Source organism: Corynebacterium stationis (genome assembly GCF_001941345.1).
GTDB classification, from domain to species: domain Bacteria; phylum Actinomycetota; class Actinomycetes; order Mycobacteriales; family Mycobacteriaceae; genus Corynebacterium; species Corynebacterium stationis.
On sequence record NZ_CP009251.1, the window covers coordinates 527,265 to 539,523 of the forward strand.

At 55.4% G+C, this 12,259-nt stretch carries 14 protein-coding genes; 13 read left to right on the forward strand and 1 reads right to left on the reverse strand.

Annotation, left to right across the window (positions count from 1 at the left end):
* The first annotated feature begins 36 nt into the window (after positions 1-36).
* From glmM to CSTAT_RS13765, 4 genes are all read left to right on the forward strand, one after another.
* Positions 37-1,380, forward strand: a complete 1,344-nt coding sequence (gene glmM, locus CSTAT_RS02645; protein ID WP_075722376.1) for a phosphoglucosamine mutase — start codon at positions 37-39, stop codon at positions 1,378-1,380.
* Positions 1,381-1,509: 129 nt separating this feature from the next.
* Positions 1,510-1,824 carry a hypothetical protein gene (locus tag CSTAT_RS02650; protein ID WP_075722377.1) on the forward strand — a complete coding sequence of 105 codons (315 nt, stop codon included), beginning with the start codon at positions 1,510-1,512 and terminating at the stop codon, positions 1,822-1,824.
* Positions 1,821-3,419, forward strand: a complete 1,599-nt coding sequence (locus CSTAT_RS02655; protein WP_156845083.1) for a hypothetical protein — start codon at positions 1,821-1,823, stop codon at positions 3,417-3,419. The genes CSTAT_RS02650 and CSTAT_RS02655 overlap by 4 nt, the downstream gene beginning before the upstream one ends.
* Complete coding sequence (locus CSTAT_RS13765) at positions 3,419-3,814, forward strand: hypothetical protein (RefSeq protein WP_075722379.1); 396 nt, start codon at positions 3,419-3,421, stop codon at positions 3,812-3,814. Before CSTAT_RS02655 ends, CSTAT_RS13765 begins: the two co-directional genes overlap by 1 nt.
* 12 nt (positions 3,815-3,826) lie before the next feature.
* On the opposite strand, the gene CSTAT_RS02665 is transcribed toward CSTAT_RS13765, so the two are convergent.
* Positions 3,827-4,684, reverse strand: coding sequence for a dienelactone hydrolase family protein (locus CSTAT_RS02665; RefSeq protein WP_075722380.1), 858 nt, complete (start codon positions 4,682-4,684; stop codon positions 3,827-3,829).
* 179 nt (positions 4,685-4,863) lie between these two features.
* Between CSTAT_RS02665 and glmS the strand changes: the two genes are divergently transcribed.
* The 9 genes from glmS (at position 4,864) to groES (ending at position 12,254) form a co-directional block, all read left to right on the forward strand.
* The gene (glmS, locus tag CSTAT_RS02670; protein WP_075722381.1) at positions 4,864-6,729 is read left to right on the forward strand and encodes a glutamine--fructose-6-phosphate transaminase (isomerizing); all 1,866 of its coding nucleotides are present in this window, start codon (positions 4,864-4,866) and stop codon (positions 6,727-6,729) included.
* An 18-nt stretch (positions 6,730-6,747) separates the two neighbouring features.
* Positions 6,748-7,848 (forward strand): alanine racemase, encoded by a 1,101-nt coding sequence (gene alr, locus CSTAT_RS02675; protein WP_075722382.1) that lies wholly within the window; start codon positions 6,748-6,750, stop codon positions 7,846-7,848.
* A complete protein-coding gene (tsaE, locus tag CSTAT_RS02680) occupies positions 7,845-8,339 on the forward strand; it encodes a tRNA (adenosine(37)-N6)-threonylcarbamoyltransferase complex ATPase subunit type 1 TsaE (protein ID WP_066792477.1) in 495 nt (164 codons plus the stop codon). Before alr ends, tsaE begins: the two co-directional genes overlap by 4 nt.
* A 94-nt stretch (positions 8,340-8,433) precedes the next feature.
* On the forward strand, positions 8,434-8,907 hold the full coding sequence (locus CSTAT_RS02685) for a hypothetical protein (RefSeq protein ID WP_075722383.1): 474 nt from the start codon (positions 8,434-8,436) through the stop codon (positions 8,905-8,907).
* Positions 8,907-9,638: a tRNA (adenosine(37)-N6)-threonylcarbamoyltransferase complex dimerization subunit type 1 TsaB gene (gene tsaB / locus CSTAT_RS02690; RefSeq protein ID WP_075722384.1), complete on the forward strand. Its 732-nt coding sequence runs from the start codon at positions 8,907-8,909 to the stop codon at positions 9,636-9,638. The genes CSTAT_RS02685 and tsaB overlap by 1 nt, the downstream gene beginning before the upstream one ends.
* Positions 9,639-10,127 carry a ribosomal protein S18-alanine N-acetyltransferase gene (gene rimI, locus CSTAT_RS02695; protein WP_075722385.1) on the forward strand — a complete coding sequence of 163 codons (489 nt, stop codon included), beginning with the start codon at positions 9,639-9,641 and terminating at the stop codon, positions 10,125-10,127.
* Positions 10,124-11,173 carry a tRNA (adenosine(37)-N6)-threonylcarbamoyltransferase complex transferase subunit TsaD gene (tsaD, locus tag CSTAT_RS02700; protein WP_066792481.1) on the forward strand — a complete coding sequence of 350 codons (1,050 nt, stop codon included), beginning with the start codon at positions 10,124-10,126 and terminating at the stop codon, positions 11,171-11,173. Before rimI ends, tsaD begins: the two co-directional genes overlap by 4 nt.
* 100 nt (positions 11,174-11,273) lie before the next feature.
* Positions 11,274-11,735, forward strand: coding sequence for a hypothetical protein (locus CSTAT_RS02705; RefSeq protein WP_066792482.1), 462 nt, complete (start codon positions 11,274-11,276; stop codon positions 11,733-11,735).
* Between the two features lie 225 nt (positions 11,736-11,960).
* Positions 11,961-12,254, forward strand: coding sequence for a co-chaperone GroES (groES, locus tag CSTAT_RS02710; RefSeq protein ID WP_066792483.1), 294 nt, complete (start codon positions 11,961-11,963; stop codon positions 12,252-12,254).
* The last annotated feature ends 5 nt before the right edge of the window (positions 12,255-12,259 follow it).

A 12,259-nucleotide genomic window follows, 5' to 3' on the forward strand; every position in this document is an offset into this window, starting at 1 on the left:
AACAAATCAGACATACACCAGGCATAATCTATAATTATGACTCGACTTTTTGGTACTGATGGCGTTCGTGGCTTGGCTAATAAGAAACTCACCCCGATCCTGGCGTTGAAATTAGGACAAGCCGCAGCTGAGGTCCTAACCGCGGACCGGGAATCTTATGAGCTGCGCCCAACCGCAATCATTGGCCGTGACCCGCGCGTATCGGGAGAAATGCTCGACGCTGCCATTGCGGCTGGTCTAGCATCGCGCGGTGTGGATGTTGTCCGGGTCGGCGTGCTGCCAACCCCAGCGATTGCATTTCTCACCGATGACTACGGCGCAGATCTGGGCGTGATGATTTCCGCCTCGCACAACCCTATGCCAGATAATGGCATCAAGTTCTTTGCCGCTGGTGGTCGCAAACTTCCCGATTCGGTCGAAGACCAAATCCAGTCCACCATGGAGCAACTTAGCGATGATGGCCCAACGGGCACGAAGCTGGGCCGGATTATCTCTGAATCTCCTGATGCTCGTGACCGTTACCGCAAGCACCTGCGCGAAGCGGTACCGGTGGACTTGTCGGGTTTAAAAGTAGTCGTTGACGCGGCCAATGGCGCTGCCTCCCGCGTTGCTATTGAGGCCTACCGCGAAGCCGGTGCTGAGGTTGTACCTATTCACAACAAGCCCAATGCTTTCAACATCAATGAAGATTGCGGTTCCACCCACATTGATAAAACACAAGAAGCAGTGCTTGAGCACGGCGCACACTTGGGCCTAGCCCACGACGGTGATGCTGATCGCTGCCTGGCTGTCGATGCCGAAGGCAACGTAGTTGACGGTGATCAGATCATGGCAATTTTGGCAGTCGGTATGAAAGAAGAAAACAACCTGCGTTTCAACACGCTCGTTGCCACTGTCATGTCAAACTTAGGTCTTAAGCTCGCGATGAAAGAGCAAGGCATCGAGGTTCGCGAAACCAAGGTCGGTGACCGCTACGTGGTCGAAGAACTCATTCGCGGCGATTACTCCTTGGGTGGTGAACAGTCCGGCCACATCGTGCTGCCGGAGGATTGTCCTACGGGCGATGGCATCTTGTCTGGTCTTTCACTTATGGCTCGCATGGCGAAGACCGGCAAGAGCCTGAAAGAGCTGGCGTCGGTGATGACAGTTTTGCCGCAGACACTTATCAACGTGCCAGTGTCCAATAAGTCCAAGATTTTGGATTCTCCAGAAGTACTGACCGCCATTGCGGAGGCAGAAGAAGAACTCGGTGAATCTGGCCGCGTTCTGCTGCGCCCATCGGGTACGGAGGAGCTTTTCCGCGTCATGGTCGAAGCCGCAGAGGCTGAGCAGGCCCGCAAGGTTGCAGGCCGCCTAGCTGCGATTGTTGCAGCTGCCTAGAGTTTAGAGATCTAACTCCGTTTTCTTGCCCTTTCCCGGAACCTTCTGGTTGCGGTGGCAGTCCAATATGGATAACGCACGAAATTTGTGTATTTGCCACTTAAAACCATAAAGGGGGAGGGCTTTCGCGTGTCTGACATAGACTTCGACTACTCAGAAGCCGTTGGGAAATTGCAGGGGCTTATCGATGCCACGGCTTCGCGCCAAACAGCGCTTAACCGGCAGGTGCCGCATTTTCCGCAGGCTGCTGCCGGGCGTGATTTCACCGGCTATGCCCAAAGCATCCAGTCGATGCTCGCGCGAATTCATCAACGGCGAAATAATCAGCTGCACAATATCACTCGCTCTGCTATCGCTGCGATTGGTGAATATGACGTGGTGAAAGCAACCGATGATGATTCAGCTGCAGTATTTAGTCGATTCAACATTGAGGGTGACCAATGAGTGCTGTGTCATCTGTGTCATCTATGTCTTCCATGTCCTCAATGGCAGCGGGAAAGCTCGCCGATTACCATGCGGCGGTCGCGCAATTTCAGGCAGCTTCTTTAGGTGCTTACCCAGGGCCATCGACGCCCTTTGATTTTCTCCAGCAAAAAATAGGCGCCGTTGATGGACTCAACCCGCAGGAATTAATTACTGGCACTAAAGCAGCTGTAGGGCCGGTGACCGCAGATGCACGCGGTGGTAAAACCACGACGGGCGGGCGAGGAATCGGGGGATTTTTCCTGGAGATGGCCACGGGTGTGCTGGGTTCTTTTGGTGGCGGGGCACTGTTGGGTTTCTTCGACAAGCTTGCGACCGATGATGAGGAAGATGACCAGCAATGCCGGAACTTGGTGAAAGACTCTGAGCAGTGTGCGGAGACTATCGAAGATATTTGCACGACTTCAGATACCGCAATGTCGGAGATACTCGAGCCGGCTACGCATCTAATTTCAATTCTCACTCAGTTTATTCGGCGAACCCCCATGGGAGCTCTTGCTTCTGCGGCGGTATCGGTGGCGGGCAACCTGATTGAAGATACCAATGAACAGATCATTGGCACCTGCCAAGACCGCGATGACAGCGTGGAGAAATGCTACGAAGAATTCCTCCGTCGCTGTGACGGCATTAGTGAACGCCCATTACCGTGCGAGCCACCTGAGACCACAGAGTGTCCACTGCCAGTCCAACCGGCTGGGGAGCACACCTGCGAACCGCCACCCAAAGAAGTCGAGCCGTGTCCAGAAGAACCGGCTCCGAAAGATACGAAGCCTGTAGGAACAAAGCCTGTAGACACTAAGCCCGTGGAGACCGCACCTGGTGAAACTAAACCAATTGAGACCAAACCTGTGGAATCCAAGCCTGCACCGGAGACACCCAAACCACAGCCAGAGACTCCGCCGAGCAAAACTCCAAACGCCCCGGAGAGTAAAGACTGCGATAAGCCGAAGCAAAAGCCCGAACCCAAGCCTGAACCTAAGCCCAAGCCCAAGGCGTGCCCACCGCCGGAACCTGAGTGCGTTGAGGAACCAACTAAGCCTGCGCAGCCTTCCACACCGCCAGAGCCAACGGTGCCGGCAGAACCACCGGCGCCCGAAGAGCCCTGTGTACCTGAAGACTCGTGTGAGCCGTCTACGAGCTGCTGCGGAATTTTAGGCTTGCTCGGCGTTGGCGTCGCCATTGTCGGCCTAGGAGCATTGATGTGGGGGATTGCTGAGTGCCTAGAGAACATTGGTGACACACCCGAGCCAGAACCCGCACCAGAGCCGGAACCAAAGCCAGAACCGGAACCAAAGCCAGAACCGGAACCAAAGCCTAAACCTCAGCCGGACGATTTATCGAAGGTGCCCGAACCAACGCCTCCTCCGAAGAAGCTTTCTGCGGTTTCCGGGGCGGCGGATGTTCACGTAGATAATGTGCCGAGTGCACAGGCAAATGCGCAACCTGCACCACAGCCAACACCTCAACAAACCCAAGAACCTCAAGCAAGCTCCGCAGGAAGCGCAGCTGCACAGTCAACCCCTAGTTCACCGGCACGGAAGGCAGGCGCGTGGTAATGGATTTCGAAGATTTTGCTCTACAGTTTCGCAAGCGTGCAGCAGCCCGCCTGACAGAGTTTGAAGCAACGCTAGAAAAAGCCCAAAAGGATTTAGAAAAGTCTGCTGAACGAGAAGCAGCACGCGCACGCGAGGCTGCGCAGAAGAAAGCAGCAGTGGCTGAAGCCGGTGGTAGTTCGCACATGCAGAATCGTCCGTTGGACTACCGGACACCAGCAGTACCGCAAGGCACACCGCCGCAGAAACATCCATATAAGCCGGGACACATACCAGCAAATGGGGAAGCGATAGCTTCAGAAAAGCAGCAAGCCCCGGCGCCGCCGAAGGCGCCAGGGCAAGATAAACCAGGACGGGTTAAGACCGGGCAGGTGAAGTCAGTACTGCGAAGAGGCTAAAGAAGTAGGCTTCTAGTCCTTGTTGACCGGAGCTAGCGCGCCGGCAGATGGTTCGCCGGCGCGGTTGGCAAGGTCGTCGTCAAAGAAGCTTTCGACGCCTTTGGCTGTGGCCTCAGGGTCTGAGAAATCAGAATAAGTCTTGTCGCCTTCGAGCTGGTGCAGCAAGAAGCCGACCATGAGACCGCGAGCTACCTCAGCCTGTGATGCTTGGAAAGCGCCAGAGCCCAGTGCGAGTTTGAAGAAGAAGTCTTCCGAAAAACCTTGCTGGGTGCCCTTTTCTACCTCGCGGTAGGCAACGTCGCCGCCCCAGTTATAAGCCAGCTTGGCTGGGTTACCGGCGTTGAAGATATCGGAACGGCCCGAACCGATGACCAAGCCAGGGATTTTCAGGCTGCGCGCTGCGGCATCTGCGGAAGGCGCGGACTGCGCAGGATAAAATGCGCCGACGGCCTTAACCTTGTCATTATCAACCGCAGCGAGCACTGCAGCAGCGCCACCCATGCCGTGGCCAATAAGTCCTAGCTTGTGTGGGGAGACGGTGATATTGCCGTTGCCGAGCCTTACGCCAGCGGCAACCTGCAGGCTAGATTCCAAGTCAGCAGCTAGGTTGCGGTGGTTAGGAATTAATCCGGTTTCAGTATCCGGGGCGACTACAACAATGCCCCAGCTTGCTAAATGCCGCAGGGTTGCGTGGTAATCCTTGACGTGTTTGCGCCAGTCATGGCCAAAAGCTACGGCCGCGAGGCCTTTGCCTTCCGCCGGGGTGTAGACCTTGCCAGGCAGGCCGGCGTAGTCAAGATCGCCGACGAGCACGCGGTGGCCTCCACGCTTGGACAACGTTGCCAGGTGTTTCTTCAAATTCGCAGACACACTACCCAGGATAGAACAAACTACTAACGCGTGATGCATAAACATCCCAGCCCCGGGTGAAATTTTGCCCACACCACGGATTTCTGACCGCCGGTTTTTCCTGGTATCGCCGAATTTGTAGAAACCGTGCCGATTCTCGTGGTGAAAGGATGAGAAAACCTGTTGTAAAGTTTGTGGTTATGTGTGGAATCGTAGGATATGTCGGTCGCTTTTCCGAGAACCGAGAGTACTTTGCCGAGGACGTTGTCCTTGAAGGTCTTCGTCGGCTGGAATACCGCGGGTATGACTCAGCAGGACTTGCTGTGTACTTTGATGGTCAGCTCCAGTGGCGTAAGAAAGCAGGCAAGGTAGCGGCGTTGGAGGCAGAAATTGCTGCGCGCCCGCTACCGAACTCGGTGCTGGGCATTGGCCACACCCGCTGGGCTACTCACGGTGGCCCAAGCGATATCAACTCGCACCCGCACGTTGTTGCCGGCGGCAAACTCGCCGTCGTACACAACGGCATCATTGAAAATTTCGCTGAGCTGAAAACCAGCATGCAGGACAAGGGCTACCACTTTGTCTCCGATACGGACACTGAAGTTGCAGCCGCGGTTTTGGCGGACTTGTTTGAGCAAACCGGCGAGCTAACCCTTGCTATGCGTAAGGCTTGCCAGCTTTTCGATGGCGCCTTTACCCTTCTGGCTATTCACGCCGACCAGCCAGATCAGATTGTGGCTGCGCGCCGGGATTCGCCATTGGTTATTGGCTTGGGCGAGGGCGAGAACTTCCTGGGCTCCGATGTCTCTGGCTTTATTGACTACACGAAAAAGGCCGTTGAGATGGACAACGATCACATCGTGACGGTCACCGCTGATGAAGTCGTCATCACCGATTATGACGGCAACCCACAAGAGGGCAAGCGCTTCGATATTGAGTGGGACGCTGCCGCTGCCGAAAAGGGCGGCTTTGCCTCCTTCATGGAAAAAGAAATCCACGACCAGCCTGCTGCCGTGCGCGATACCTTGATGGGGCGTGTGGATGAAAAGGGCAATTTGGCTATCGATGAATTGCGCATTGAAGAATCGCTGCTGAAATCCATCGATAAGATCATCGTCATTGCCTGCGGCACCGCGGCTTATGCCGGTCATGTGGCGCGCTATGCCATCGAGCACTGGTGCCGCATTCCGACCGAGGTAGAGCTCGCGCACGAGTTCCGCTACCGCGATCCGATTGTCAACGAAAAGACCCTAGTGGTCGCGCTGTCGCAATCGGGTGAGACCATGGATACGCTCATGGCGGTGCGCCATGCCCGCCAGCAGGGTGCGAAGGTTATTGCGATTTGTAATACCCAAGGCGCATCCATCCCACGTGAGGCTGATGCAGCGCTTTATACCCACGCTGGTCCGGAAATCGCTGTGGCTTCCACCAAGGCTTTCTTGGCGCAGATTACCGCGACTTATGTCTTGGGTCTGTACTTGGCGCAGCTGCGCGGGAACATGTTTGCCGATGAAGTTGAAGCCATCTTGGATGATCTGCGCGCGATGCCTGAGAAGGTCCAAACCGTCATCGACGGCAACGAAACCGTGACTTCTTTGGCTAAGAGCATGCAAGATGCCACCTCCGTGTTGTTCTTGGGCCGTCACGTCGGTTTTCCAGTGGCACTCGAAGGTGCGCTCAAGCTCAAAGAAATTGCTTACCTGCACGCCGAAGGTTTCGCAGCGGGCGAGCTCAAGCATGGGCCTATCGCACTGGTCGAGGAAGGCCAGCCGGTCTTTGTCATCGTGCCTTCTCCTCGCGGGCGGGATTCCTTGCACGCCAAGGTTGTCTCCAACATCCAAGAAGTCCGCGCGCGTGGGGCTATCACCATCGTCATTGCCGAAGAAGGCGATGAAGCTGTGGAAGCCTATGCCAACCACATCATCCGCATCCCGCAAGCACCAACGCTGATGCAGCCGCTGTTGGCCACGGTGCCTTTGCAAATCTTTGCCTGCAAGGTCGCAGAAGCCAAGGGCTATGACGTGGATCAGCCACGTAACCTGGCTAAATCGGTGACAGTGGAGTAGCCGACCTACAATAAACCCATGTCGCTACTTTCCACTCGAATCAATTTGGATGCCATTTCACATAACGTGCGACGACTAAAAGAATTGGTCGGCCCGGATGTTCGCTTAATGTGCGTGGTCAAAGCAGACGCTTATGGCCACGGTGTCGAAAAAGTCGCTCCGGTCATGCTCAAGGCTGGCGCAGATGTTTTAGGCTGCGCCACCGTGGATGAAGCCGTAGCGCTGCGCAAACTGGGCATCGATGCCGAGTTAGTAGCGTGGATGTGGGAACCTGACCAGGACCTCTCGGATGCTTTAAGCTCCAATATCGTCATCGGCGTGCCATCGCTTGCGCATGCACAGGTCTTGGTCGATATTGAGGTACCGGTCAAGGTTGTTATCAAGGTCGAAACCGGGATGCACCGCAATGGCGTCGACCCAGCACAGTGGGATGAAGTTTTTACCGTGCTGCGCGACGCTGAGCACATTGAGGTCACTGGTTTAATGTCGCACTTAGCCTGCGCTGATGAGCCAGATAATCCACACACAGATATTCAAGCAGCGGAGTTTCAGCAAGCTGTTGACCGCGCGCGCGAGCTGGGCCTGGAATGCCCGATTAATCATCTGGCGAATTCACCAGCGACACTAACGCGCAAAGATTTGCACTTTGACCAGGTCCGCGTCGGGCTTGCCTGTTACGGCCTTGAGCCGGTCGCAGGGCTAGATCATGGGTTGGAACCAGCGATGACCTGGGCATCCAATATCATGAACGTCAAGCCCATTAAAAAAGGCGAGTCATCCTGCTATGGCCTGACGTGGACAGCGCCTGCCGATGGCTACCTAGCTGTCGTGCCCGTGGGCTACGCCGATGGTCTGCCACGCTCTATCCAAGGTTCTTTGGAAGTGACTATCAGCGGTAAAAGCTATCCGCATGTCGGCCGAGTCTCCATGGATCAGATCGTGGTTGATTTAGGCGAGAATCCATTTGGGGTCAGCCCAGATGATGAAGTCATTATCTTTGGCGAAGGCGGGCAAAGTGCTACACAGCTTGCCGATGCCGCAGGCACTATCAACTATGAAATCGTCTGCCGTCCCACAGGACGCACGAAGCGTACCTATGAGGGAGGCATTGACCTGTGAGCTTTGCAGAATCCGGAAGCATAGAATGCGCAACCGCAGAAGAAACCCAAGCCTGGGGTGAAAAACTCGGGCGCAACCTCAAAGCCGGCGACGTGGTGATTATGGATGGGCCTTTAGGCGCCGGGAAGACCACCTTGACCCAAGGTATCGCCCGCGGCATGCAGGTCAAAGGACGCGTCACCTCACCAACTTTTGTTATTGCCCGCGAGCACCGCTCGTTGGTCGGCGGTCCGGCGCTGGTGCATGTCGATGCCTACCGCATGCTAGGTGAAGATGGTGCGACAAGCGCGGATCCGCTCGGTGAATTAGATGCCTTGGATCTTGATACTGAACTCGATGAAGCAGTCGTGATTGCTGAATGGGGCGGGGGATTGGTTGAGCAAATCTCCGAGCGCTACTTGCTGATCACTTTGGACCGGGAATCTGCAGTAGTAGACGATCCCGAATCCCAGGCACGCATTATCCACTGGCGCTGGTTTTCAACCCCTTGACGAAGGCGCGTACTGTTAAGCAGTGAATATGCATACCCCATGCGCTAAACAAAACATGCGCTTATTGATTGCGTTTACTAATTAAAGGAGTTCCATGATGACGGAAAAGACCAAAGCACTCATCGGCGTAATTGTGGCCGGCTGGTTAGTCGTGCTCATGGGCCTGGTTGCCTTCAACGCCACCCGTGCTGAGGCCGCTATCACGGGAGACCTCGAATCCAGCATCGAGAAAGTCGATGAAATCGGGTTGCACGGTACTTCTTTGGCACCGCTTGATATCTGGGGCGAAAATATCAGCGCCGTTATGCCAATCTGCCCAGGCGTGACTGAAGAAAACATTGCGCAGCTCGGTGTTGACCCAGCGATGTTGACCTTTGAAAATGGCCAGATCCCAGAGCACAGCAACTACATGCTGGTGTTGCCAACTGAAGGCGCACCGATTGCAGAGAAGTACTTCCGCCAAGACATTGACCTGTGCGGCCAGCTGCAGTCTGTGCAGCCAATTAACCCAGCGGCCTTGGTGACTTTCATCAAGGATCCTAACGATACTTGGCTCATGGTTGGATAATGCGCGTTCTTGCTTTAGACACGGCTACCCCGGACCTTGTCACCGGAGTAGTCGACTTGGAATCAGGACAGGTTACTGAACAAGTCATTGAAGATACCCGCCTGTTGAGTGAGCAGTTGATGCCGGCGGTCGAGGGAGTCATCGACAAGCTTGACCGCGGCTATGCGGATATCGATGCCTTCGCAGTGGGCGTAGGCCCTGGTCCATTTACCGGCCTGCGCGTCGGGATGGCCACGGCTTCTGCACTGGGGCAGGCGGTGGGCAAACCAGTCCACGGCGTGTGCACCCACGATGCGATTGCTTTTGAACTCGCGAAAAACTTTTCGGGTCCTGCAACTGCGCTGGTAGCCACCGATGCACGCCGTAAAGAAATTTACTTTGCCTTTTACAGGTTAAACGGTGGCAATGCCACCCGCCTTGGCGAGCCTGATGTGGTCCGCCCTGAAGAACTTGTGATTCCCGAGGAACTTCCCGTGCAAGAAGTTGATCTCGTATCTATCCCACCGCACTTGCTGGAGCGTTTGCCAGAAGTTTTCCATGCTGCTGAGGTTGTAAATCAGCGTCCCACCGCGGCAGGCTTGGTCGGAATGGCCCAAGCTGCCGTAGTTGACGTTGCGGAGGGGATGGCTACAACCCCGCAGCCTCTGGTGCCGCTGTATCTGCGCCGTCCGGATGCAAAAGAACCAGCTGCGAAACCACGTTCCGCAGCGATTCCAGAAGTGGAGCTGTAGATGAAATTGCGCGAGCTGGTCCGCGGTGACGCTGCGCGCTGCGCCGAGCTGGAGATGCAGCTATTTGCAGGCGAGACACCATGGTCGAAGGAAAATTTTGAACTGGAATTCCAGCAGCCTTATAACTTCTACCTGGGCGTGGAAGATGAGAACCAATTAATCGGCTACGCCGGAATCGGGCTGCGTGGGCATGCAAAAGACCCAGAGTTTGAAATCCTGACCATCGGCACGGACCCGGCACACCAACGCCGCGGGGTTGCGCGGATGATGATGGACAATATCTGCCACATCGCAGACTTAAAGCGTGCGCCAATATTTTTAGAAGTCCGCGTCGGCAACGATCCCGCCATTGAGATGTATAAGGCCTATGGCTTTGTGCACTTAGGCATTCGCCGCAACTATTACCAGCCTTCAGGCGCAGATGCGCACACCATGAAGCGTGATATTTCGGCAGAGAAAACAGCAGGAAACACATCGGAGAAACCATGATTGTCTTAGGTATTGAATCCTCCTGCGATGAAACCGGCGTGGGCATTATCAATCTTGATGAACACGGCAACATGGAAATTCTTGCGAACACGGTTGCCTCGTCGATGCAGCAGCATGCACGTTTCGGGGGTGTGGTTCCAGAGATTGCCTCGCGCGCGCACTTAGAAGCCATGCCGCAGGTGATGCAGGCGGCATTGGAAGAAGCCGGAATTGAAAAGCCTGATGCCGTGGCCGCCACCGTCGGTCCGGGCCTGGCTGGTGCGCTGCTAGTGGGGGCATCAGCAGCCAAGGCTTATGCCTCCGCCTGGGGTGTACCTTTCTACGGCGTCAACCACTTGGGCGGACACGTAGCAGTAGCCAATTTAGAAGGCGGGCAATTGCCGCATTCTGTAGCCCTTTTGGTCTCCGGTGGGCACACACAGTTGCTCGAGGTAGATGCCGTGGGCAAGCCGATGAAAGAGCTGGGCTCCACGCTTGACGATGCCGCCGGCGAAGCCTACGACAAAGTCTCTAGGTTGTTAGGCCTGGGATATCCGGGCGGCCCCGTCATCGATAAGCTAGCTGCGCGCGGGGCCGCCACGATTGATTTTCCCCGCGGACTCAACCGTGCGGAAGACCTGCGTGGACCACACCGCCATGATTTTTCTTTCTCGGGCTTAAAAACCGCTGTTGCTCGCTACGTGGAAAAAGCAGAGCGCGAAGAACGCGTGATTTCTGTGGAAGATGTCTGCGCCTCGTTCCAGGAAGCCGTGTGTGACGTGCTTACCGCCAAAGCGATCCGTGCGTGTGAAGATACTGGCGCTCGCGTGCTATTGCTCGGCGGCGGGGTAGCAGCGAATTCGCGGCTGCGTGAACTTGCTGCCGCCCGGTGTGCTGATGCTGGGGTGGAATTGCGCGTGCCGAGATTTGAACTGTGCACCGACAATGGCGTGATGATTGCGGCACTCGCTGGGCAAGTTATCCACGAAGGTGCAGCTCCCTCAGGCTTGGCAGTGGGGACTGACACTTCGCTAGACGTTGAAATTCCCGTTGTTTCTGCTAGTTAATAGCTTAACCAGCGCGAAGTTACAAAGCAGACTAAGTTTATAACTGATTATTGCAATGATTTAGAAAAACCCTGTGTGTTTAAGGAGCGTGGGCTCGTCCATGATTACTGGATTCCTTGTCAACCCTGACCTGACCCGCCGCAAGATTGAATTTGAGCTAGAGCACGCCAATCAGTTTCTTGGCGGAGCGACCGAAGATCGCGTAGCCGTTGCATTCCAAGAAGATGGATCGCACTATGCCGCGCTTTTTAACGCCGAAGCTAAAGCCGAAGGCGCAGAGCCCAACCCGGTTGCTTCCTTGGCACGTAATACTGCAGATACCGGCAACCCTTCCTTCTTGCAGGACCCGCTGCGCGCGATTTCTGGTGCGGTTATCTTCGTGGAATCTGAAGGTGGCGACGTCACCGATGAGATCATTGAGGGCGTTGAAAACTCCGTCCGCGCGGTAGAGAACTACCGGGAAGATTTTGAGGAAGAATACCGCCTGTGGCGTGCGGCGGTTATTAATTCAGGTCGTGCTGAGGCAGCTGCAAAGCGCCAAGCGCAAACTGATACGCAGTAGTTGCAGGAGTTAATGCCTGCTTTAAGCAGAAGATGATTCCGGGGAGTTCGCGGCCAGCGAACTATTTGTGCCCAAGCTTTTGTTGAGAGCTGGCACTTGCGCGGGTAGAGTGCTAATCAAGGTTGTTTGACCCACAGTTGTTCACCCGCGACGACGGCTGTGCTGGACTAATGATGCAACCGGCACAAACGCAACTTCAAGATTTCACATGGAGGAATCATAACCATGGCAAACATCAAGCCACTTGAGGACAAGGTACTCGTCCAGATCGTAGAAGCTGAGACCACCACCGCATCCGGTCTGGTTATTCCAGATTCTGCTAAGGAAAAGCCACAGGAAGCTACCGTCATCGCAGTTGGCCCTGGCCGCGCGAATGACAAGGGCGAGCTGACCCCAGTGGGTGTTAACGAAGGCGACACCGTTATTTTCTCCAAGTACGGCGGCACCGAACTGAAGTACAACGGCGAAGAATACTTGCTGCTGTCTGCACGTGACCTGCTCGCTGTTATCGAGAAGTAAGTAAG